General features: G+C 60.1%; 21 protein-coding genes. 9 read left to right on the plus strand and 12 right to left on the minus strand.

Annotated elements, in window-relative coordinates; translation table 11 throughout:
- Positions 1–14: 14 nt before the first annotated feature.
- The 5 genes from HPY55_00480 to HPY55_00500 form a co-directional block, all read right to left on the minus strand.
- Positions 15–1,229 carry an alanine--glyoxylate aminotransferase family protein gene (locus HPY55_00480; GenBank protein NPV69104.1) on the minus strand — a complete coding sequence of 405 codons (1,215 nt, stop codon included), beginning with the start codon at positions 1,227–1,229 and terminating at the stop codon, positions 15–17.
- Entirely contained in the window at positions 1,213–2,037 is an 825-nt protein-coding gene (locus HPY55_00485; GenBank protein ID NPV69105.1) for an IclR family transcriptional regulator, read from the minus strand. Before HPY55_00485 ends, HPY55_00480 begins: the two co-directional genes overlap by 17 nt.
- Positions 2,034–2,927, minus strand: a complete 894-nt coding sequence (locus HPY55_00490; GenBank protein ID NPV69106.1) for a dihydrodipicolinate synthase family protein — start codon at positions 2,925–2,927, stop codon at positions 2,034–2,036. Before HPY55_00490 ends, HPY55_00485 begins: the two co-directional genes overlap by 4 nt.
- Before the next feature lie 271 nt (positions 2,928–3,198).
- Positions 3,199–4,113, minus strand: coding sequence for a 4-hydroxy-tetrahydrodipicolinate synthase (gene dapA, locus HPY55_00495; GenBank protein ID NPV69107.1), 915 nt, complete (start codon positions 4,111–4,113; stop codon positions 3,199–3,201).
- Positions 4,114–4,181: 68 nt separating this feature from the next.
- Positions 4,182–4,643 (minus strand): C_GCAxxG_C_C family protein, encoded by a 462-nt coding sequence (locus HPY55_00500; protein NPV69108.1) that lies wholly within the window; start codon positions 4,641–4,643, stop codon positions 4,182–4,184.
- A gap of 254 nt (positions 4,644–4,897) precedes the next feature.
- Between HPY55_00500 and HPY55_00505 the strand changes: the two genes are divergently transcribed.
- The 6 genes from HPY55_00505 (at position 4,898) to HPY55_00530 (ending at position 13,761) form a co-directional block, all read left to right on the plus strand.
- Complete coding sequence (locus tag HPY55_00505) at positions 4,898–8,242, plus strand: hypothetical protein (GenBank protein NPV69109.1); 3,345 nt, start codon at positions 4,898–4,900, stop codon at positions 8,240–8,242.
- Entirely contained in the window at positions 8,196–8,930 is a 735-nt protein-coding gene (locus HPY55_00510; protein NPV69110.1) for a hypothetical protein, read from the plus strand. Before HPY55_00505 ends, HPY55_00510 begins: the two co-directional genes overlap by 47 nt.
- On the plus strand, positions 8,900–9,532 hold the full coding sequence (locus HPY55_00515) for an archaeosortase/exosortase family protein (GenBank protein ID NPV69111.1): 633 nt from the start codon (positions 8,900–8,902) through the stop codon (positions 9,530–9,532). Before HPY55_00510 ends, HPY55_00515 begins: the two co-directional genes overlap by 31 nt.
- Positions 9,532–10,890 carry a putative glycosyltransferase, exosortase G system-associated gene (locus HPY55_00520; GenBank protein NPV69112.1) on the plus strand — a complete coding sequence of 453 codons (1,359 nt, stop codon included), beginning with the start codon at positions 9,532–9,534 and terminating at the stop codon, positions 10,888–10,890. Before HPY55_00515 ends, HPY55_00520 begins: the two co-directional genes overlap by 1 nt.
- Before the next feature lie 95 nt (positions 10,891–10,985).
- Positions 10,986–13,400: a hypothetical protein gene (locus HPY55_00525; protein NPV69113.1), complete on the plus strand. Its 2,415-nt coding sequence runs from the start codon at positions 10,986–10,988 to the stop codon at positions 13,398–13,400.
- Between the two features lie 7 nt (positions 13,401–13,407).
- The gene (locus HPY55_00530) at positions 13,408–13,761 is read left to right on the plus strand and encodes an EamA family transporter (protein NPV69114.1); all 354 of its coding nucleotides are present in this window, start codon (positions 13,408–13,410) and stop codon (positions 13,759–13,761) included.
- Here HPY55_00530 and HPY55_00535 read toward each other — a convergent pair.
- The 4 genes from HPY55_00535 to HPY55_00550 all read right to left on the minus strand — a co-directional run bounded on the left by HPY55_00535 (position 13,705) and on the right by HPY55_00550 (position 16,247).
- Positions 13,705–14,499, minus strand: coding sequence for a glycosyltransferase (locus tag HPY55_00535; protein ID NPV69115.1), 795 nt, complete (start codon positions 14,497–14,499; stop codon positions 13,705–13,707). The two genes, HPY55_00530 and HPY55_00535, sit on opposite strands and share 57 nt — an antisense overlap.
- The gene (locus tag HPY55_00540; GenBank protein NPV69116.1) at positions 14,500–15,264 is read right to left on the minus strand and encodes a glycosyltransferase family 2 protein; all 765 of its coding nucleotides are present in this window, start codon (positions 15,262–15,264) and stop codon (positions 14,500–14,502) included.
- Between the two features lie 165 nt (positions 15,265–15,429).
- Positions 15,430–15,609, minus strand: coding sequence for a YHS domain-containing protein (locus HPY55_00545; protein NPV69117.1), 180 nt, complete (start codon positions 15,607–15,609; stop codon positions 15,430–15,432).
- Positions 15,610–15,683: 74 nt separating this feature from the next.
- Positions 15,684–16,247, minus strand: coding sequence for an O-acetyl-ADP-ribose deacetylase (locus HPY55_00550; GenBank protein NPV69118.1), 564 nt, complete (start codon positions 16,245–16,247; stop codon positions 15,684–15,686).
- A gap of 152 nt (positions 16,248–16,399) precedes the next feature.
- On the opposite strand from HPY55_00550, the gene HPY55_00555 reads away from it, so the two are divergent.
- The 3 genes from HPY55_00555 (at position 16,400) to HPY55_00565 (ending at position 20,475) form a co-directional block, all read left to right on the plus strand.
- The gene (locus HPY55_00555) at positions 16,400–17,566 is read left to right on the plus strand and encodes a hypothetical protein (protein ID NPV69119.1); all 1,167 of its coding nucleotides are present in this window, start codon (positions 16,400–16,402) and stop codon (positions 17,564–17,566) included.
- Between the two features lie 51 nt (positions 17,567–17,617).
- Positions 17,618–18,799 (plus strand): amidohydrolase family protein, encoded by a 1,182-nt coding sequence (locus HPY55_00560; GenBank protein NPV69120.1) that lies wholly within the window; start codon positions 17,618–17,620, stop codon positions 18,797–18,799.
- Positions 18,800–19,035: 236 nt separating this feature from the next.
- Positions 19,036–20,475 carry a hypothetical protein gene (locus HPY55_00565; protein NPV69121.1) on the plus strand — a complete coding sequence of 480 codons (1,440 nt, stop codon included), beginning with the start codon at positions 19,036–19,038 and terminating at the stop codon, positions 20,473–20,475.
- Positions 20,476–20,779: 304 nt separating this feature from the next.
- Here HPY55_00565 and HPY55_00570 read toward each other — a convergent pair whose 3' ends face one another.
- The 3 genes from HPY55_00570 to HPY55_00580 all read right to left on the minus strand — a co-directional run bounded on the left by HPY55_00570 (position 20,780) and on the right by HPY55_00580 (position 23,284).
- Complete coding sequence (locus HPY55_00570) at positions 20,780–21,337, minus strand: NYN domain-containing protein (protein ID NPV69122.1); 558 nt, start codon at positions 21,335–21,337, stop codon at positions 20,780–20,782.
- 301 nt (positions 21,338–21,638) lie between these two features.
- Positions 21,639–22,364, minus strand: coding sequence for an ABC transporter permease subunit (locus HPY55_00575; protein NPV69123.1), 726 nt, complete (start codon positions 22,362–22,364; stop codon positions 21,639–21,641).
- Positions 22,361–23,284 carry an ABC transporter ATP-binding protein gene (locus HPY55_00580; GenBank protein ID NPV69124.1) on the minus strand — a complete coding sequence of 308 codons (924 nt, stop codon included), beginning with the start codon at positions 23,282–23,284 and terminating at the stop codon, positions 22,361–22,363. The genes HPY55_00575 and HPY55_00580 overlap by 4 nt, the downstream gene beginning before the upstream one ends.
- Between the last annotated feature and the right edge of the window lie 114 nt (positions 23,285–23,398).

A 23,398-nucleotide genomic window follows, 5' to 3' on the forward strand; every position in this document is an offset into this window, starting at 1 on the left:
GATCGGGTCTGCCGTTACGGCTTCCGTCGTGCCTCCGCCAAGTAGACCTCTTCCGCCGCTGCCAGGGCAGACCCCACGTCCGCGGAGAACCCCATCGACCTGAGCACCGAACCCATGGCCGAAAGAAACAGCAGCACGTTATGTCGCCGCGACGTGTGACCCATGAGGCCCACGCGCCAGACCTTCCCCTTCATCGCCCCGAGGCCGCCGCCGATTTCAATGTTGTACTCGTTAAGCAACCTCGACCTCCCAGTGGCGTCGTCTATCCCCTCCGGAATCGATACGGTGGTCAGCGAAGGAAGCCGGAACTCGGGCGCCACGAATGGTTTCAATCCCATCGCCTCAAGGCCCGCTACGAGCGCCGACCAGTTCTGCCTGTGCCGGTTGAACCGCGCCTCCAGCCCTTCTTCCGCGATTATCCTCACCGCCTCGTGCAGCGCGTATATCATGTTGACCGGTGCGGTGTGGTGGTAGAACCGCTCCTTGCCCCAGTACCTCTGGATCATGTTCAGGTCCAGGTACCAGCTCTGGACCTTTGTCTTGCGCTCAGCCACGACCTTCGCGGCCCTGTCGTTCAGCGTCACGGGGGCCAGTCCAGGCGGGCAGCTCAAGCATTTCTGAGTTCCCGAGTAAACGAAGTCGAACCCCCGCCTGTCGACGTCGACAGGCACACCACCGAGAGACGTCACGGTGTCGACCAGCACCATGGCACCGTTGGAATGGGCTATCTCTACGATCTCGTCCAGTGGCTGGAGGACGCCGGTCGAGGTTTCGGCGTGCACGATGGCTAGGACCTTCACTCCCTTCGTGCGCGAGAAGGCCGCACGAACGCCGGCCGGGTCTACCGGTTGGCCCCGCGGGGCCTCGACCACCGTCACCTCGGCGCCACAGCGCGAGGCGACGTCCGCCAGTCTTTCGCCGAACACACCGTGTACGCACACAATCGCGCGGTCGCCCGGCTCTAGCAGGTTGACGCAGGACGTCTCCATCCCGGCGCTCCCCGTCCCGGGCATGACCAGTGTGAGATGGTTGGTGGTCTGGAACACCGACTTCAGCAGGTCCATCGTCTCAGTCATGATCGCGAGGAACCTGGGATCGAGATGCCCGAGCGTGGGCTCCGACATCGCCCTCAGGACCCGCGGGTCGCAGTTGCTGGGCCCCGGGCCCATCAGGAGCACTTCCTTCGAATTCCTCGAGCTGCCGTAGCAGGCCCTAGACTCGTCGGTCATTATGCACCCTCCCTCCGTCTGTTCCGGCGCGCGCGTTCGAACGCGCGTACTCGGCCTGTGCGTAACCGAGGCACGCCGAGAGTTCGCGGGCCGCGGTCACCACGAGGTTCACAAGGCACTCCCTGCCGCCGGCTCCGAGCCTGGCGGCGGGGCCGGAGACGCTGATTGCTGCCACTGCCCGCCCTGTAGTGTCGCGGACGGGGGCGGCAATGCACACGACCCCTTCCTCCCGCTCCTCGTCGTCCACCGCGAACCCCGCCGCCCGAACCTTCTCGAGCTCCGCCTCGAGGTCCGCAGCCACGCACATGGTTTTCGGGGTGAACCTCTCGAGTTCACAGTCATCGATGATCTTCCCGAGTTCCTCCGGGCTGAGGTCCGCCATGAGTGCTTTCCCGACGCCCGTGCAGTGCGCGGGGACTCTGGCGCCGAGGCGGGTGAACGTTTTCATCACCCTGTCGGGTAGACTCTGAGCGACGTATACGACCGAGTCGCCGTCAAGGATTGCGAGGTTGGCAGTCTCCCCCGTCGCCTCCATGAGCCGCCTGAGATACGGGTCGGCGGCATCTCGTATGTCCAGCGTCTCGGCCACCGCCGCGCCGACCGCAAACGCCCTCAGCCCGAGACGGTACTGCCGCGTGGCCGGGTCTTGCCCCACAAACCCCCGGCGGCGAAGCGTGACCACAATGTGGTGCAGCGTGCTCGGCCTCAGACCGAGGCGCGAAGCCATCTCGCCCAGGCTCATCGGGCGTCGCTCGCGAGCCAGGAGCTCCATGAGCGAGAGCGCCTTGTCGACGGAGCCCAGCATCATTTCTCCAACGCCGCGAGCGTATTGTCGAGTATAGTTTTCAGCTCCTCTCGCTGCTGGGCGCCGAGCGGCAGCAGCGGGGGCCTCGGGTCGCCACCGAAGTACCCGATCATGTCGAGCGCCGCCTTCAGCCCGGCGATTCCCCATTTGGCGGTGACCGCCGCGTTGAGATCCAGTATCCGCATCTGAAGGTCCCTTGCGGCCGCCAGATTGCCCCCGTTGAAGAGACTGACTATACTAGCGCAGGCATCGGGGATCACGTTGGCTACAGCCAGCGTACCCCCCACGCCGCCCATCATCAGAGTCGGCAGGAGGAAGCTCCCCGACCCCGCGAACACCGCGAAGCCGCGCCGCGACCCCGCAACGATGTTGGAGATCTGGACGATGTCGCCCGAGCTGTCCTTGACCCCGATGATGTTCGGGTGGGCGGACAGCTGGACAACCAGCGAAGACGCCAGGTTGACTCCTGTATTGCGCGGCATGTTGTACAGCATAACGGGGCAGGGGCATCGGTCCGCTACGGCCGTGAAGTGCGCTTTCAGAGCGGCGTCCGTCATGGCGCCCTTGTAGTACCACGGGGTAACCACCAGGACTGCGTCGGCGCCGAGCGCGTGCGCGCGTTTGGACAGGCGCACGGTGGCGCGGGTGGACTCGCAACCTGTCCCCGCGATCACCTTCTTGTCGGGGGTCAGGTTTTCCCTCGTGAACGCGATCAGGCGCTCCTTCTCATCCTCGTCGAGCAGCACGAATTCACCGTTCGAGCCCAGAACGACCACGCCGGCCAGCGATGTCTTGGACCATTTGGCCAGGTTCTCTTTCAGCCGGCCATAGGCGACTTCCCCGCCCTCGAACGGCGTTGGTACCGGAGCGAATATCCCAGAGAACAACTTCATACCACCTCGATTCGGGCGACGGCCCGCATGATTTCACATCTTGAAATGCTTGTCACTATACGAAACAGGGGGTCTTATTCTTCGTGGGGCCACAATAATCCTTCAGTCAACCGGCAGGCGGCGTGCCTGGCAGTTGGCAGCATGGCCGGCGGCAGGCGGCGGCCAGCGGTTAGCAGCTCCGGCGCTGGCCGGGGCAAGGCAGCGCCAAGGTTAAAGCCGGCCCAATCCAGGGCCGGCCTACCGGCGCGTTGACTTGCGGTCCGCTTACACCCTATCTCACCTTGTACTTCTCCGTTACGCCCAGTTCGTCCATCAACCGCCGCATCTCGGCCATGCGGTCGGGGGCCATCTCCGGAAGCGGCAGCCGCGGCTTGCCACACGGTAGCCCGAGGATGCCGAGAGCCGCTTTTACCGCCACGGGGTTCGTGACGCTGTAGAGCATCTTCAATAGCGCGTAGTACTTGAAGAAGATCTCCCTCGTGCGCTCGACGTCCTCGAACGTCCGCCACGGCCTGGACATGGCGGCCATTTCCTCGGGAATGATGTTCCCGCCGATGTTGGCCGTCCCGTGCCCACCCAGTCCGAGCGTCGGTATGGTTATCGAATACGCCGGGTAGTCGCAGCACAGAACGTGCAGCTTCCCTTTGGTGAGGCTGAGCACATCCGCGAGCTGCGAGACGTTCGGCATGGCTTCCTTGTCGGCAACGAAGTTGGGGCATTCATCCACCAGCCTGGCTATGGTGGCCGGGTCGATGTTGACCCCGACACGAATCGGGTTATTGTACACCGCGGTGGGAATGGACACGCTCTGCATGACCGTCTTGAAGAACTGGAACACGGCCTCCTGTGGAGGTCTGATATACGACGGGATGACAAACAGCACCCCGTCCGCCTCGTTTTCCTCGGCAAAACGCGCGAGTTTAATCGTCTCCTTAGTGTTGGAGCAGGTAACCCCGAAGAACGTGGGCACCTTCCCCTTCGCGTAGGGAGCCACGCGCTTGATGATCTCGCGGCGCTCGTCGATAGACAGCATCGATGTCTCCCCCGTGGAGCCCATCACCAGTAGCGCCGAGGTCCCGTGCCCGGCCTGGAAATCGATAGTCTCATGGAACCCCTCGAAGGCAACCTCGTCATCCGGTGTGAATGGGGTTGCAATGGCAACCCACGACCCACTCGGTCTCAGCATGCCAGCTCACTCTCCCTCATCTGTCCGGTGCGTCATTGGTTGCTGCGGGATGGTGCTACTTGCCCTCGTCAGGGCAGGCACGCTGATTCGATGACCTCCGCAGCAAGCCTCGCCGCGGTGTCCACCAGTTTCAGGCACTTCTCGCGCCTCTGCTTATCCGAATGAAACTTCGCGTACTGCTCGGGGATGCGAAGATCGTACCCGGTAAGGTCCCTGCAGTATATGCCGCCTTCGGCCCTGATGAACTCGTCCATGAACCGGCGTACCGCAGCGTGGACTGCGTCATACAGGTCCTTTTGATCGGGGCTGGTCCTGTTGGCCTTCAGACCGATAGCCATCACTCCGCCGGTAACCGCTCCGCACGCGTCGCCGTACCGGCCGATCCCCCCGCCGAACCCCGTCGCTACGGTCGGGACCGCCGGCAGTCCGAATGCCTCGGTCAGCCCCATCAGGACGGACTCAGCACAGTTAAAGCCCTTGCGAAAGGCTGTGGTCGCAACCTCGCTCGCCTTCGCCACCGCTTCACTCACGGTAACGCCCCCTTCTTGGCAGTTGTTCCTCAACAGACGGGGTACTGCTTTCGAGGGTGGCGGTCGTTTCCCCTCCTGCTCACTCGCTCGTACAATTAGACCAATTCATACGAGTGCCCCGGCATTCGACGAATATTGAGCGATTTCGACATAAGTGGTAGGATATGTATAGGGGTGGGGGGGGTTCTTCTTCGTTTTCGGGCTTTCATCAAGTAACGCCCTCCATTCGCATACTTGTATTCCGGGGTGAGTGAGTGCAAGTAGTGGTCTGGGACAAGCCCGAACTAAGGGTGAGCATAGTTACGTTCATCAACCTGCAACACCGTGTAACGGTTGATGGCAACCTGGGCCCGCTCCATAAGCACTCGTGCAGCATCGAAGTTGAGATCACCCCCCCACACGAAAACATAATACCGTTCGCTGAGATAGAGTCCGAGGTCAGGGCGCAGGTCATGCCGTTCGATGGGAAGACGCTGAACGACATGGCCAACTTCCGGGACATCAATCCCACTATCGAGAACCTCGGGTGTCACCTGTATAATCGCCTCACAGTCATCCTTGCCGAGTACGGCGCGGTCTTGCACTCGGTTACGGTGAATGAGTCGCCCACGAGGAGCGTCAAGCTCATAAACCCCCTCTCGGGGTCGAGGCAGGGAGCGCCGGATGGGGTGATGGCCCCGCCCAGCAACGAGTCCAGGGCGCCGTTCGGCAACTTGCCGGCGAGTCCCAACCAGCGAGCCGCGTACGAGTTCGGAGACCCCGTCCCCATTATCTCAGGCACCCGGCCGGGCGAAAGCTCGTCGCTGGATGGACGCGGGCAGATTCCGCCCAATCAAGGAAACGACAAAGCCTCAAGTTCAGACTACCGTGGAGGGAATCCGGAAGTCGCCACACCACTACCCGGCCCTCCGGCTGCGCCGGTAGACGTGCCGGCCCACGAGAAGCCCGAGCCTTCCCTGGAACCGGTCGCTCCGGTTGAGGCGCCCGCGCTCATCTATGATTCGCTCCCCAGCAGAAGGCGAAGGAAAGAAAACCCCGCGTCGAGGCCAATAGGCGACGAGGTCGTTCACGGTTCAGCACGAACAGCGCGATCGACCATCATTGCCGTAGTATTGCTCATGGCTGTCTGCGCGCTCGTATACCGGAACGTGCTCTGGCCTCCGTCTCACGCAGGCTACCCATGGGGTTCGGACACATGGGGGCATATCGCCAAGGCGGAGTTCCTTCTGCGAGAGATCAGTCGCGGCAACTTGTACCCGCGGTTTAACCCCGCCTGGTACAACGGCGTCGAGCCCTTCCGCTACTGGGCTCCCGCACCGTACTACGTGCTTGCTGCGCTGATGCGAGTCGTTCGCGACCCATTTCGGGCCGCGGGGTGGTTCGTTGCGCTCTGCGCTCTTGTGGGCGCGCTGGGTTGGCTGCCCCACCGCCGCAGGCTCGGGCTCGCGGCCGCTGTCGCCGCGTCCGCTTTGTGGATGATATGGCCCGATCACATACGGGTCGCCATGTCCGAGGGCAACTTGCCGCGAGCCATGGCGACAGCGCTTTTCCCGTGGGCTCTCCACTGGTTCGTCATGGTGGTTGAACGCCGGGACTGGCCCATCAGTGGCCTTGCTATGACCCTGACCGCCGCCTTCCTGATACTCACCCATGCCATGATTGCGGCCGCGTGTTTTGCCGAAATGACGCTCCTGGCGGTGCTATGGGGATTACTCGGAGGCATCCGGGCCAGGTCGGTGGCGCGTGGTGTGGGGACTATCTTCGCCGGAATAGGAACCGCGGCATGGTGGCTGCTACCCGCGCTGAAAGGCGGTATCACGTCAATCAACGTGGAAGCAGTCACCGAGACAATGGATTACTTCCCGTTGACCACGAGCTTCAATCCTGTGCTGCGGATGACGAACCCCGAGGTGTTCTACTGGGGGATAGTCCTCCTCCCGGTTTCGCTCTGGGTGCTGTTCACATGGCACAAGCGAAGCTCGCTTGCCAGGGCGTCATTCCTGGCGGGAGCGGTCCTGGTAGCCATAACGACCACGACGCTCCGCCCGTTCTACAACTCGATTCCCCTGCACCACCTGCTCTGGCCCTTGTACATGGCCAGTGGTGCGTCGGCCATGTTCTTCCTGGCGGGATTGGATCCGGTTACGTTCGAGCCGGGCAGGCCGAGGAGACTCGCGACGGCCGTCCTCGTAGCCTTGCTGACGTTCTACCTGGCTGATGCGTACCCAAGCTTCAAGCTGATCGACACCCGACCCATGCCACTTCACATAGAGAAAACCGCCCGCGAGATCCCGAAGGACGGGTGGCGCATCGCCACACTCGACCTTAGCGGGTTCGGTTCGGTGGGGACATACATGTTCGGTGACGGGTCGAGAAGGGAACAGGTTTTCGGCTGGGCCTGGCAGGGCGCAAACACGGCCAGTAGCATCGTGTGGCTGAATACCGCCCTGAAGGAAGGGCGAACTACCTTTCTGTTTGACAGGCTCAAGGAAATCGGAGCGACTTCACTCGTCGTCCGCAGGCAGGTCGTGGAGCACAACCTGGAAGACTTCCTGAGATCGGCTTCAGTTGCCGGCTACCGGGAGTCCTGGTGTTCGCCCGAGGTGATCCTGCTTACAAGGGATTCGGGGCCGTATGCCTTGAATGACCCGTACCAGGCGCTAGGTATTGGAAGGTTCGTCCCCAACCTGGCGATGATGTTCCCTGCCGTTGAAGTGGGAACGAGCAATCAGGTGGATATCTACACAATCGAATATCTCCAGCGATACCGCGTGGTTGTGTTGTCGGGGGCAACCTGGGCCAACAAGGCCAGGGCGGAGGATCTGTTGATGGCGTACGCGCGCGGAGGGGGTCGCCTCGTCATCGACATGCAGGACCTTCCTGAGGACGTGCTCTCCAGAAGACCCAGCGTGCTAGGCGTAACTGGCGAGCCGGTACTGCTTTACCGGCGGGTGGAAGTGCTCGAAGACGGGCGTCCTGTAATGGAGTTGAGGAACTTCGACGATGCGCACTATCCCTGGAAAGCCTTGAGTCCTCAAGGCCTGGATCACATGATCCTATACTTCGATCATTTCCAGGAAAACGCAGCGCTGCTCGGCACCAAGAAGGTTGACGGCGGCGAGGCCTGGTTCATTGGGGCGAATCTTCCGTTCCACGCCTACCTGACAGGGGATCCGGCAGCCCTGTACGTCCTATCACAGGCTCTCACCCTTCAACTATATGCCCCGCCGGAAAGGCGTCAGATCCCGCTGGAGGGCTATGTAGCAGATGCGGATGGGTACCGTTTCTCGCTGATGGTGCCCCAGGAATGGGGCGAGAGCAGGGTACTCATCCCTGTCGCCACTCGTGAGAATACGGAACTCATAGTTGATGGCGTGCCGGCCTCCAGCGAGTCGATCCACAATCTGCTCGCAGTTCGAGTAACGCCCGGAAGACACACGGTAAGCGCGCGCACGACGATTCCTACCCCGTCTCGCGCGGGCATTTTGGTATCCATCGTTTCGTTGATATGTTTCGGCGTGGTGACCAGTCTCCCCCGACGAGGTGTAGGACGTGAAGTCGTTTCGACTACTGGCGCTACTCACAGCACTGCTGATTAGCCTTGCCAGCCCAAGGGCCGCTCAGGCTGCGACCCGGATCGTGCTTGACGGGGAGTTCGACGATTGGGGGGGTAAGGCACACCTTGATGATCCACCCGGAGACGCACGCAGGGGTGATTACGACCTCGTGCGGTTGTACTGGGCGAACAACCCCGATCAGGCGCGGCTCTACTTCATGGTAGAGAGGCTCGAGCATCATAAAAACGACCACAAACCGGTGTTGTACGTGATGTTCATCGACACCGACAACGACGGGAGGTTCAACGGACCCGCAGATGCCCGAGTGGACGTGCGGTATGCACCGAAGTCGCTCGGCCTGGTAACAGTGATGGTCTTCAGGGGGCCGTTTCCCGTGGCGGGGTACGGCGGTCTCTGGGGAGAAACGAGTGATGAGGGCGGCACCCGGTGCGAGTGGCCTGTGGAGTTCTCCGATATTGACATAGAGCCCGGACAGGTGATCCGAATGGTGCTGTTCGCCACCGACAACCCCCCGAATCGGCCCAGCATAGGAGCGTATGAGAACCTGGCATCCTCGGGAAAGGCGGACCGCCTTCCCGATTCCGGCGATATACAGTGGGCGCCTGTGCCAACCGCCCCTTCGTGGTTCCATCTCGTGCCCCTGGCAATGTGCGTGCTTGCCGCGGGGCGATTCTACTCATGGAGGAAGCGCACATCGTACCTGTCATGATCCTTTCTCCGGTTGCGGCCGTAGCGGCCGGCTGGTTCACCATCTATCTGTTCTTCAGGAAGGCCCGCGCGTGGCTCCTGGCTTACGTCGTCGGGGCTGTGGGGTTTACACTCATCGCCATCTACCTCGCGCGCGGGTCCTGGCTGGAGGAGCAGGTGGAAGCCGGCGCGGCGCTCGCGGCTCACTGGCTGTCCAGCCTGGTGGGAATACCCACCCGTGTATTCTTCGATGCTCCTGGAACCCTGCTCGTGCTCATCGTGTATCAGGTGATGGGCTGGACCGCTGTGGAGATCGACATTGAGTGCTCCGGCATACTGGAGTTGGCCGCTTTCGCCGGCCTAGTACTATTCTTCGAGGGATTCGAGTGGTGGAAGCGGCTGCTCATACTCACCGGCGGTCTGCTCCTAACATTCGGGATGAACGTCATCCGCATACTCATCGTCGTCGCCACCATACACCGGGGCGGCAAGGACGCTATCTACCTGGCCCACACCCTTATAGGAAGGGCCGTGTTCTTCGCGATGGTGATCGGGTTATACTGGTACGTCTTTACCCGCCTGACCATGGAGACTATCCGGCGGCGGATTTCGGGTGACCGGTGATGCTGAAGGCTGCTCTCTTGAGATTTGCCCTGTTCTGGGGCATCTGGATACTGGTACCGATAGCCATCGACGGCATCAGCGCCATCGCATATCTCTGGGCGAGCCTCACCCACGCCGAATTGGCCACGGGCGACAGCGGGGTCAAGCGACCAGCGATACTGGCAACCATCCTGATCCCGGTCTACAACGCCGAACGCAGTCTTTACCGGTGCATTGAGTCGCTGGCATCCCAAACGTACCCACACAGCGCCATGGAGATCATTTGTATGGGCAACGCGGTGACCGACAATAGCATCAGGGAGTTCACGAGAGCACAGGCACGATTCGGTTCGCTCAACGCAATGTGGGTTTCACTTTCACAGCGGGGCAAAGCGCGAGCGCTCAACGCTGGAGTGCTGCTATCCAAAGGCACTGTCGTAATCAACATTGACGCGGACACCCGATTGGGCCCCAACGCAGTGGAACGAATGGTAGCAGCCTTCGAGGACGACCCCGACCTCGGTGCCGCCAGCGGCTCAATACACGTAGACCTCCTGCCCCCCGGCGCACCGTGGTGGTGGAGGTTGCTGAACGCCTGCGAAATCCTCGAGTACCTCGCGGCGTTCCGTATCGGAAGGCGCTTCCAATCCCGCCAAAACGCGGTCTTCACGCTATCCGGCGCCTTCTCCGCATTCAGGCGTTCGGTGGTCCTGAGCACCCACCTGTACGATGACAAGACGGTGTCGGAGGACACGAATCTGACATTCGACATCAGAAACGTGGAAGGGGGCAGGTGGCGGATAGCCTGCATTCAGGGCGCGGAGGCATTTGTGGAGCCGACGCTCTCGCTGTCCAAGCTCATGTCACAAAGGCTCAGGTGGCAGCGAGGACAGCTCGAGGTAGCGTCCCTGTACCCGCGATACTGGAGGACAAACCCCATTTCGGCGCTAACCCATTTCACGAGCCGGATCCTCCTTGGTGATCACACGCTGTCCTTCCCGCGACTGGCATGGACGTTCATAATCCCGTACCTGTACCTCTTGGGGTACTCGCTCCCGCTGGTCGCCGCCGCGCTCTGGCTAACGTATTTCATGTACGTCATCGTTGAGTTCCTGTTCCTGCTGTCCATCAGGAAGGCGTTGTGGGCAGCGTATCGTATGCCCATCGGGAACTGGTGGCATTTGTCCCTGGTCATGCCAGTATACAGGTCGTTGATCTACTGGTTCCGGTTGGCGGGAATGATCTACGCACTGTGCGAGCCGGCGAGCTGGTCGGCTGAGAATGAAATCGAACGGGTGAAGAAGGAGGCCTACAGGCTGTGGAGTCGCCTGCGCCGGACAACCGAGCGCGCTGTTGCCAGGCGAGGGGGGGCCGTCTAGAGATCAACCGTATCTGCTGGTTAGATTTGGGAATTGCAGGGACGGTTTGTTCATACGCGGTCATTATCCTTGCAGTGTTGAGTGCAGGCTGGCGAGTGTTTAGTGCACCGGGCAACCTTTACCCTGGTGGCATAGACGGACTTGGACATCTTCTAAAGGTGAAATGGACCGCCGAGAAATGGAACGCCCTCTCTTTCGGCGATTGGTTCCCGTACTGGTACAACGGCTCTACCGGTATCCAGTACTATCCGCCTTTGGCTGTCTGGGGACCAGCAGTCCTGCACCTCATTTCCGGAAGCGTTTTCAATACGTTCAAGGCTATTGCACTCTTGTCAATGGTCTCGGCGGGAATCGCAACCTTCCATCTAGCGCGCGCAGCGGGAATCCAACGGGCTGGGGCCACACTGGCAGGGGTTCTATATGCGGCCGGGCCCTACACGTTGTTTACAATTTTTGCCGACAATACCCTTGGGCGAGTCGTAGCGCTCCCGTTGTATCCGATGCTGCTGGGTTCGTTCATCCGGATTCCATTTCAAGTGGCGTACCGCGATATAGTGCGTTTGGTGCTGTTATCCGTCCTACTGATCCTTGCCCACGCCATGCAAGCCTACATGTTTGCCATCACAATCGCTATAGTACTGGTGGTACACGGCGCTCACCATCGGGGATTCTGGAGGACGCTCCAGGTGGGGGCCTTCGTTGGGCTAGTTGCGCTCCTTCTGTGCGGTTTCTGGGCCGTCCCCGGGGTTACGGGCTGGGAGAATCCCGGTCTCCCTTGGGCGCCCCCCGAGCGTCTCCTGCACAACTCTCTGAATCCAGCCAGGATTGATATTCTCATCCATCGATTTGGAGCTGTCTATATATCCGCAGCTGTCTTGGCCTGCCCGTTCTCCGTTCTAAGGAAGCCGAGGAGCAGTCTCCAAATGGGACTATCCGTCGCCTTCCTGGTTTCATCGACTCTATGCTTTGGTCCGTCAAATCCCTTGTACTGCGCCATCCCCCTGGGGGCAAGCTTGTTCCCTGCAAGGTTCCTGAACTGTGCGTACCTGCCGGCGTCCGTACTTGTAGGCAGTCTCGTCGACCGACTAATCCAGAACTCGCTGCACTTGGAAGGACGAAAAACCGTAGCCGTGCTCGCTGCATCGGTTGTTGCGGTCGGGCTCTTATCCGACATCAATCATGCACGTAAGGCGATTTCGGGGCCCACAGATCACTTACTGATTCGCAGCCTGGTATCGGAAATCCCCGCAAGGCCAGGCGGACCGTTTGGAAACGGCAGAATGGCTCTCGAATTACCCCTAATGGATTCGTTCCAATCTTACTACCCAGTTGTGAACGGCTTCAACATTACTTCAGGCTGGAATCTAGAGGGTACTCCCCACATACGCACCTTTCATCAACATAATATTGCATATCGAGACGGCTTTCCTGAGTATGTGGTGCGAAACTGGACTCTGTGGAATTGTCGTTCGGCTCTATTTGACGAGACCTATGCCAGCCTCCGACCAGTACTCGAACGTGCGGGGTGGCGATTCATTTCACATAGATCTGGCTATATGGTGTTCTTCAACGACGCGCTTCCCACTTACTTGATGAGTCTTGACTGCAGGGCCATCGTCATAGGCAGGAGCAGCTTCTATGTGAGCAGACTTTTCCCGTGGGTTACCGAAGGTCGAGAGGCGGATGCGCTACATTATACCCCTGAGTACATAAATCAATTTCGGTTAGTCTACCTATACGATCTACCCGCCACCGACGTCTCGAGACTTGAGTCCACTATTCGTAATTGGGTTAGGCGAGGCCAAACGGTGATAATTGACCTCTCGGCCTCGGGTATTCCTGCGGTTTTTGGCGTAACAAAGACCGATACGGAAGTTGACGGCAAAGTCACTCTCGCTCCCTCAACAACATCCCCCTACAACGGGGCCGTACAACTGATCCTGGAGAAAGGAGCTGGCGCAACTTATGATGGCCTTGATGACGTATGGCTCACCGCTAGAGTCGGTGACGCCGATCTGCCAGTAGTAGGGGCGAAGTGGATCCCCGAAGGTAAGGTCTTCTTTACGGGATTGCATCTACCTCGTCTCCTATCGCTATCGTACAAGGAAGCCGTCAGGGAGTTGCTCGGCCAACTGTTAGAGCCAGCACAGCCAACCGGGTCAACGCTAAGCCCATATACCCCCGTATGGCATCAGTGGTATAGCAATGGAGTGGAGTTCTACTACGACAACCCCGGTGAGCAATCGTTGCTCGTGTCCTTGACTTACACGCCTCGCTGGCATTGCACGGTTGACGGGGGAAGTTGGCCCGTCCTAAACCACGAGAACCTAATCTACCTGATTCTCCCCCCCGGGAAACACGTGGTACGGATCCGATACGGATCCACGTCGGCAGTATGGGCAGGTTGGGCGTTGACAGCCGCGGGTTTGTCTGCCCTATTAGTGTTGCGCCGGTCATCAATGCTTGAGCGCTGGAAGGTGAACTCTACGCGAGCGGGTTCCAGGGGGTGAGTGGTCTATGTCAATGGCATTGGTTTCAATCCTGCTAGGCAGCACGGGTCAGTTCCTGTTAAAGCTGGGGGTGACAAGGCTCGGAGGAGTAAGATGGGGTCCTGGGCTTTTCATCAGCACAATCTTCGATGTCTTCATGGAACCTTTTATCGTCTGCGGAGTTGGCTTGCTCGGAATCAGCATGCTGATTTGGTTAGCAGTAATCTCGAGGATGCAGCTCTCAACAGCGTACCCTTTGGTGTCACTGTCCTATGTGATGGTCACGATCATGTCGAGGTTGTTCTTGGGCGAACCTCTGACACTATCAAAGGCGCTGGGTATGTCTCTGATACTTGCGGGAATAACGGCGATTAGCAGATAAGGGCAGACAGACGCCCGCTGGGGACCAGCTTCTGGGTTTCAGACTCAACGCCAGGTACCCGAGGATGGTCTCGGCGACCCTCATCTTGCTGGGCGACTGCTTTCGATCATAGAGTAGAGTAAGAGGTACTTCAGCGATCCGAGGGCACAAACTGCACAGGCGGAGCAGAAGTTCTACCACCCCTGCGAACCCTCTGGAATCGACAACCTGTGCCGTACTGCTGAGAAGTGCGGCTTTAATCAGGGAAGATCGGTAGGCTCGGTAATTTGTGGAATAATCTCTAAGACCTTTTATCGGAAACATCAACTTCATGAAAATGGAGGCCCCGAGGCTCAGCAAGCGCCGGGCCGTAGTCAACCCCTGCTCTGCTGCACCTGCCGCATATCGCGAGGCAATCACAATATCGTAACCTTCTTTAATCTTGTCAACCATCGTCGTAATGAGCGACACTGGGTGACTTGCATCAGCATCCATGGTTACAATTACATCCGTCTCTTGACGAAGTGCTTCGCGGAACCCCTCGACTAAGGCCGCCGGTAGCCCACGATTAGGAGTATACGACACGACCCTCAGTCGTTTGTCTTGGCAGGCCCACGCTTTAAGCATTTCCAGCGTTCCGTCGGTACTCCCATCGTTCACAGCAACGATCAGATCTACGCAATTCGCCCGGTCCAGTTCTTCTCGCAGCAGCCGGACGGACCGTTCCTCGTTAAACATAGGTAGGACGAGTACGGTCATCTAAATCCGTCCTCTCCTATTACGTTTTTCTGGGGACGACCCCTCGCCCGGCCGAATCTCGCTCCGAATGCGTCGGGATATGTCAAGGACATCCTTGCACATTCGCAATCCATCAGCTATTGGCCGTATAGCACTTCCATTGGCATGGCTCCATCGGACAGGAACCTCCACGATCGAATACCCGAGCTGCCGTGCAATAGCTAGAGCTTCAACATCGGTGGCAAACCCATTTAGGCGGCACTTTGAGTAGATCTCTTTGGCAGCCTCGCGGATGAACATCTTGAATCCACACTGGGTGTCGAGAAATTCGGGCAAGATGACCATCCTAATGAACAGGTTGAACATCTTACCCAGGCATTCTCTATATATGGGCTGTCTCCGCTCCAGACGGGCCCCAGTAATGGCCCTTGACCCGATAGCTACGGCTGCGCCTGCGGCGATGGCTTCCTCCAAAATCTGCATCTCTTCTATCGGAGCCGACAAGTCAGCATCGGTCGTGAGAATGAGCCTTCCATCTGCAGCCAGCACTCCATTGCGAATGCTGTAGCCCTTTCCCATGTTCCGGAGGTTTGCGACCAGACGCAGTTTCCCGCCCGATGCCGACATGTCCTTCACTAACCGCGCTGTCCCGTCGCGACTGCCGTCATCGACAACAATGACTTCCCATTCGGCGCGGGTTGACGAAAGATATGAAATGACCCGCCGCAGAGTGGCGGGTAGTCTCTTCTCCTCGTTGAATGCAGGTATAATGACCGATAGGTCCACGGATTAACCGCCTCTCACCAGCCGACCAGCTTGTCCCAAATCGCCCCACATTCTGGTAACCAGCTGCCCCCAGACCAGTCTATAACCGATCTGAGCGGCTGTCCAGAGGCTCTATTCCTCGGCACGCAATGCGCGTCCGCCCTCTGGAAGAAGCAATGATGCTCTCTACCTGCAGCAACCCCGCCGGCGCGTCTCTTCGCCCGCGTATCTTGAAGGCTCCTTTTCAAACTCCGCCTTGCACCGTGGCGAGCAGAAAAAGTATCGCCTTCCCTTGTACTCGCTTTCGCCTGCAGCTGTGTCCTGGTCAACTTCCATGTGGCATACCGGGTCAACGGGCCTTGACATGTCATTAACCTCCTATGTTCGTGTCCCTGACGATAGGTTGACCCGATAGCACCTCGGCAAACCGGGTGACTCGACTATGGCCGTTCTGCCAGGCACGCCAGGGTATGCTGATACACCTCGAGATCCCCTGGAGTAAACAGTACAAGCCGGATCTCGGCAAAATGGTTGTGCAGCAGGACGTATTCCTTGACGGCCTCCAGCGCTATTCGCGCCGCGCGGTCGATGGGGAACCTGTATGCTCCGGTGCTGATTGACGGGAACGAAATCGTCTTAACCCCGTTCTCCGCCGCCACTGCTAGGCTGTTGAGATATGCGCTGCGCAGGAGAGAGTCTTCTCCCGCGGTCCCGCCGCGCCACACCGGGCCGACGGCATGAACCACAAACCTCGCCTTCAGATTGCCGCCGCCGGTGATGACCGCCTGGCCGGCCGGGCACCCGCCTTGCCTGGCGCAGATCCGCTTACACTCCTCGAGGATTGAGGGGCCCCCGGCCCTGTGGATGGCGCCGTCAACGCCGCCTCCTCCCAACAGGCTACTGTTGGCCGCATTGACGATCGCGCCGGTATCCTCCTGCGTGATGTCACCCTGCTTCAGCACGACCCTGGTCGAACCCCAGTTCAATGCTCCGCCACCTCCCATGGAACAGCATGGACTCTGGCAATCGCGCTTCCCCTGGGTGTTCGCTGTCTTCCACTCTGTATCCTGGTCGGTACGAACTTCAGTCCAACAGCAGGAGAAGAAGGGACGGCCGTTGAAACTCCGGTGAATTCCCTGAAACAGGAGGTGCCAGAGTGCAGCCTTTAGTAGCTTTTCTCATCGTGGCAGCAGTCTTCGCCATCGGTGACATCGTCTCGATAAAGACCAAAGCGATCGTGTCGTCACTCTTCGTAGTTTCCGTCCTGTTCCTGGTCGGTTTCTGGACTTTCTTCCCCGCGGATATAGTGGGAATATCGACGCTGCTGGCCACCGCAAACATGGCGATCCCGCTGCTGATCACCCACATGGGCACACTCATGACCATCAGGGAGCTCATAAGGCAGTGGAAGACGGTTGCAGTCGCACTCGCAGCCGTGGCCGGCATCGGTCTAATGCTCTTCACAGTCGGCGGTCTGGTCCTCGACAAAATGATGGCTCTCGTCGCCGCCCCGCCCGTCGCCGGAGGGGTGGTGGCCTCCCTGATAATGAGCGAGGCAGCCAAGGCCAAGGGAATGCCGAACATGGCCATATTCGCCACGCTCATACTGGTCGTCCAGGGCTTTCTCGGCTATCCGATCTCGACCACATGCCTGCTCAAAGAGGCACGCAGGCTTCTCAACAACAGGGGCGCCGGCGCCCCGTCCGGTGACGCAAAACCGCAGGAGGCCTCGCAGGCCAAGAAGGTATTCCCGCCGACACCCAAGGAGTTCTCCACCCCGTTCGTCCTTCTCGCCAAGCTGGCTGTAATGGGATACGTGGCGGTCTGGCTCGCCGGAAAGACAAACGGCATCATACATCCGTTCGTGATGTCGCTCATCGTGGGGATCATCGCATCTGAACTCGGCATACTCGAGAGGGACATCATGACCAGGGCTAATGCGTTCGGGTACCTCATCCTGCCGCTGACGGCTGTCATCATGGCGAACCTCGCGAAGGCTACGCCACAGGTGCTGGCCTCGCTGATCGGACCCGTCCTGATAAGCCTGGCCCTGGGCATTATCGGGATCGCGGTGTTCGCGATAGTGGCCGGCCGGGTGCTGGGCCTGTCGTCTGAGATGAGCCTGGCGATCGGCTCCACCTGCCTGTTCGGCTTCCCGGGAACCTTCGTCGTCTCGCAGGAAGTGGCGAGAGCCGTCGCCGGAAACGATGAGGAACGCCAGTATATCCTGGATCACATCCTCCCCAAGATGCTGGTGGCTGGCTTTACCACGGTGACCGTCGCGTCCGTCGTGCTGGCAGGGATATTCGCCAAGCTGGTGTAGGGCTGTGTCCGGCGCCGCCAGGTTACGGAACAGATCACGGAGGGATAGCGGATGTTGGTGATTGAAAACGGCATGGTCTGGACCGGGAAGAGCGGGAAACCCGTGCCGCGGACGATAGTCATCGAGGGATGCAAGATCGCCGGGGTATACGAACCCGGTAGTGCCCCTCCATTTCCACAGGGTTCTGAGAGGTTCGACGCGTCGGGCAAGACCGTGGTTCCGGGGCTGATAGACTGCCATGTGCATTTCTGTATGGATGCGGGCGCCGACCCGATGACAGCCGCGGTCAGGGATGGGACGCTCGTCACCGCGTACAAGGCCGCCGTACGCGCCGGGCAGACCCTGAAGGCAGGGGTCACCACGATCCGTGACCTCGGCGCGCCGGACGGGATAGACCTGGCCCTCAAGAAGTCCATCAACAGCGGGATCCTCCCCGGCCCCAGGATGCTGGTAAGCGGGCGCGTCATCTGCATGACGGGCGGGCACGGGTGGACCATGGGGTACGAGGCGGATGGCCCCGACGAATGCAGGAAGGCGGCGCGCAGCCAGATCAAGGCGGGGGCGGACGTGGTCAAGGTCATGGCTACGGGCGGCGTCATGACTCAGGGCGTGGAGCCGGGGTCACCCCAGCTCACCGTGGAGGAGATGCGGGCCGCCGTCGAGGAAGGCCACAAGGCGGGACGGCGCTGCGCGACTCACGCCCAGGGCCTTCTTGGGATCAAGAACGCAGTCCAGGCGGGGATCGACTCGGTCGAGCACGGCGTGTTCCTCGACCGCGAAGCGGTTGACATGATGCTGGAGCGTGGCACCTACCTCGTGCCGACGCTGTCGGCGCCATACAACATCATCAAGAACGGCGTCGCGGCCGGAGTGCCGGAGTTCGTGGTGCGAAAAACTGAGATGGTCTACGACTCCCACATCAACAGCTTCAAACTCGCGCTCGAAAATGGCGTCAAGATAGCATCAGGCACCGACGCGGGCACCCCGTTCAATGTACACGGGGACCTGGCGGTGGAGCTTAAACTCATGGTCGACGCGGGTATGCCGGCTGAAAAGGCGCTCGTTTCAGCCACGCAGACCGCCGCCGAGCTGCTGGGGATGCAGGACCACGTTGGGTCCATAGAGCCCGGCAAGTTCGCCGACATCCTCGTCGTCGACGGCGACCCCACGCAGGATATCACGAGCCTCCAGCGGGTAGTTGCAGTGTTCAAGGACGGGAAAAGGGTCGCGTAGGACTGGAAGAAGGTTGCGAGGGGCACCGTCCGGCTCTCGGACAGCCCCTCGTTGAAGTGATGGTGAGCAGGGAGGAGACCCCGCCTTCAGGGCGGGGTCCGTCGTTGTGACACGGCTTCGTGGCATGACCGGCTTACATTCCGTCGGGCTTTGGGATATCATGTATGGAGAGGGAAGTAATGGATGGCACCTTGGCGCCATCCGCCCAGCAGAAAACGGAGGGAGGAGGCTATTCCATGAGGGTATCGCGGAAGTGGGCCCTGCGGAAGATTTGCCTGGCAACGCTGGTCTTCAGCTTAGTCTTCTTCACGACCGTCGGCTCGGCGCTGGCCTGTACCACGATTATCGTTGGCAAGAACAAGACAGAGGATGGCTCCGTGCTGGTAGCCCACAGTGAGGAACTGGGCTTGAACTCGGCCCAGCATCTGGTCGCAGTGCCCCGCAAGGAACATGCCCCGGGTGAGGTGTACGTATCCTACGCCGGGGCCAGGATTCCACAGCCGCCTGTTACTTATGCATACATCGCCTCCAGGATCTTCGAGAAGGATTACTACCCGGGGGAATACACCACCGGCGTCAATGAGTTCCAGGTCACCGTAGCGAACAACATGTCGTGGACCCGCGGGGTTCCCGAGGAGACCGCCTGGGAACCGCCGATCGCCGGGGGTGTGATCTGGAGCGAATTCACCCATCTCGTCCTGGAACGGGCCAGGACCGCCCGTGAAGGAGTGGAGATCATGGGTGAACTGTGCGAGAAATACCACCTGAGCAGCGATCCGGGCACCATGTTCGCCATCGCCGACCCAAACGAGGGATGGTGGATCGAAATCGCCCGGGACGGCCAGTGGATCGCCCAGCGCGTTCCGAACGATGCGGCGGTCATGCGAGCCAACTCCTACCGTGTTGGGGCGGTGGATCTGAACGACAAGAGGAACATCATGCACTCCAGCAACCTGGTGGAGTATGCGGTGGCGAAGGGCTGGTATAACCCCGAGAGCGGGAAGCCCTTCAGCTTCGCCGAGGTGTATGGGGAACCATCGAATCAAGAAGACGAGTACAATAACCTCCGGCACCGTATGGTCGATGAAGCCCTGACTGGCGGTAAGATCTCCAAGGCAAGGCTGATGGAGATCATGCGCTGGACCTATGAAGGAACGCCTGTCTATAAGGCCAACGAGGAAACCGGGTCACCCTTCCGAACCGGTGTGCGGACCGTTTCCCGCATGAATACGGAGATCAGCGCGGTGGCGGAGTTGCGTGGAGGGATGCCGGCCGATATAGGGGCTGTGATGTGGTGGAACCTGGGCACCGCCAGGACAGGGGTATACGTGCCGTGGTACCTGGGTACCAGGGAATTCTGCACCCCGTTTACCCGAGGCACAAATCACTATTCGGACGATTCCGCCTACTGGGCGTATGCTGAGATGGCCAGGCTGACGGACGCTCACTACAACGAAGTGATCGACAAGGTCACCAGCACCTGGAAGAGCTTCGAGGCCAACGAATTCGCTCTACAGAAGGGCGTCGAGGCCCAGGCCCTGGAGATGTACAAACGGGATCCCGACTCAGCCCGCCAGTTCCTGACCTGGTATTCGAACGCTCTCGGAGAGCGGAGCTACCGCGTCGCCAGGGAACTGCTCGCCGATGTCAAGACCGAGGCATATAAAGAGGAATAGAGAAGGGACGGACGCGCGTTCAACCCGGCCCGTCGCTGAGCCAGGATTCACATCCCCAGCCTCTGGATCTGGTTGACAAATCAGTCAGGAGAAGCAGGAAATCAACAGAATCCGCCGACATTTGCGCCTTGCGGGACCCCGGGCGACTTCTCGGAGCCGTAGTTGCTGTCCCTAGCCATTTTGGATGTTGCATTGTGTACGTACCGACCGTATATACTAAGGTTGGAGTATCTTCGCTAGTGTTCTCTTGAGGACGCTAGGCATGAGTCGCAGAGAGACCACCCGATGCGGTGGCCTTCTCCTTTTATCGAAGCCTGAGTGCTCGGATCGCCTCGGCCGTAATCTCAATCCTCTCGTCAGCGGTTTCCCACAGTTCTGCGTTGTAGGTTCGGTGAGGACCGTGAACCAGCTTCACGACCACCCCGTAGTTCTTCGCGAGCCTGACTGCCGGCAGCAGGTCACTATCGCCCGCTAACAAAGCGAGAACATCTATCCGATCGTGAAACACGAGCGTAGCAGCATCAAGGCCCAGCTGCAGGTCTACTCCTTTCTGCGCAAACAGGGGGCGCCCGTCGTCAGCCGTGCCCTTGTACTGGAGTTTTCCGAAACGGAGAGTAAGGCGCGGAATGCTCTGCAACGCATGAAAAAAGCGGTCTGCCTTGGAGGTCTCGGACCTTTCCTCAGGAGTGGGGTCGGCGGATTGGCGGGGACGACAATCATAGTAGTACGCGCGAAAAAGCTCGTCCTGTCCTCGAATCCATTCAATGAGGCGCTGGTAATCAACCTTTGGTTTCCCGAAATGACGCTCAAGGATCTTTGTGAGGTACCCGCCGTCTATCAGCACGGCAATTCGTTCCATCATAGCCCTCCTTGGGCCGTCGCCGGAGGTCGCAGCAGGGCTCGTTCCAACCGTTCCTTCTGTTTCCTCGAACAGGGTGGTTCCTTCCCTCCCGGGTGGGCCTTTCAGCCTTTTTCACCCTGTCCCCTCAATCGGGAACGAACGAGAGCACGCGCTCCCACTCATATTCTGGTCGCTCAAAGACATTATAGTCAGGAAGCGACAGGATCCGCCTGGATCTTGCTCAGACGCACACCGACCTTTGAGCCGGCAGGCCTCTCGAAGAGAACGCCTCGTGCAAGGCGGGATTTGGGCAAGACGTGGGTTAGAGGATGAGTCTGGCCCGCTGAAACCTCCGGATGCCAAATGCCAGTAATGCGGCGTCGACCACACCCAGAGCGACCATCGCAGCCAGCCCCAGCACCATTGGATCAGCCGAGGCCAGCATATCGGCAGCTTGCTGCTTCATTGCGGCGGGCATCCTCCTGATGATGGCGGGAACCGCGAAAACCAGCAGAAAAGGGAGCAGGACGAAAACCAGGCTGAGGGTTTGCTGGGCCTCGCGTACGGTCCTGGCCCGCAACGAGATTAAAACCCCGACTCCGGCCACGAGGCCAGCCACGAGGGCCGCGGCGATCAGGCGTCCGGCCAGCTCGCCAGGAGACGGGAAATCCGCGCCACGCGCCAGGTTGGCCGCGACGAGGCCGATTCCCATGACCAGCACGGTCATCCCCCAGCTATAGCAGACCACACCGGCCACCTTGCCCAGGAAAATGGCGTGGTCAGGCAGTCGCGTGGCGAGCAGGGTTTCCAGCGTCTTGCGTTCCCGTTCACCTGCGAAACTATCCGCCACCACGCCCCCCGTCACGAGGAGGGGCAGGAATACCGACATCGCCGGGGTCACCACCCAGACCTCGGGGTCCTGCAAGGGCATGAACACCCCCATCCACCCGACCAGCACCAGCATCTGTATGATCAGGCTGCGCCTGCTGTCCCTGACAGACAGGAGCTCCTTCACCTCCTTCCTGGCCACCACAAAGAAGTCCCTCATGCTTGCTGCTCCTTCAGCAGGGCGATAAACGCCTCTTCCAGGCCCGCCGCCTGCTTGCGGACCTCCTCGATCCCGGCCCCCATGTCGACCAGGAGCCTGACAAGCGGCGCCGCGCTTGCCCCTTCATTCAAATCGATTGTGAGGCCGTCTTCCCCGAGCGCCACGCGCTCCACCTCTGGCCGGCTCTCAAGGGCAGCGACCATCCCAGGGGTAAATCCGTACCCCGCAATCTCGAGGCGTGGGCGACGAATCCCTGTCCCTATCTCGGAGGGCAGCCCCTCCGCTATCAGGCGCCCCCTGTGGATGACCGCCACGCGATCGCAGACCTTCTCCGCCTCCGCCAGGTTGTGGGTCGTGAGAAACACCGTCACACCTTCCCGAAGCGCGAGGTTCCGCAGGCCTTCTCTCAAAGACACGGCGCTGACCGCGTCGAGGCCGCTGGTAGGTTCATCAAGGAACACCAGCAACGGGCCGTGAAGGATCGCGCGCGCAAGCCCGAGTTTCTGCCTCATCCCCCTGGAATACGTCCTGACCCGTTCGTTTCGACGGTCCCAGAGGCCCATGTGTTCGAGAAGCCGCCTGATGCGCGATTGCCGCTCGGTCCGGGACAGCCGGTAGATTTCCCCGTAGTAGTCCAGGTTGTCATAGGCGGTGAGGCGCTCGTACAGGCCGTCGTTGTCGAGCAGCACGCCGACCCGCTCGCGGACCCGTGCGGCCTGGGTCCGGACGTCGAATCCCAGCACGCGCGCTTCACCTGAAGTCGGCTCCATGAGACCCAGAAGCATGCGAATGGTGGTCGTCTTGCCGGCGCCGTTGGGGCCGAGGAATCCGAACACCACGCCGGCCGGTACGTCCAGGCACAGGTCGTCTACCGCCCGTAGGCCGCCGAACGATTTCGACAGGCCTTCAGTCTCTATCACTGCAGTTCCCTTGCCAGTAGAGGACACTTCCACTCCCCCGGTGACCGGCCCGCAAGGAGGCCCCGCCAGTTGCAGCGGCGGGGCCTCCGGTCCAGTCTCAACGTGAGCGTCCTG

The organism is Bacillota bacterium, from assembly GCA_013178305.1.
Lineage (GTDB): Bacteria > Bacillota > Sulfobacillia > JABLXB01 > JABLXB01 > JABLXB01.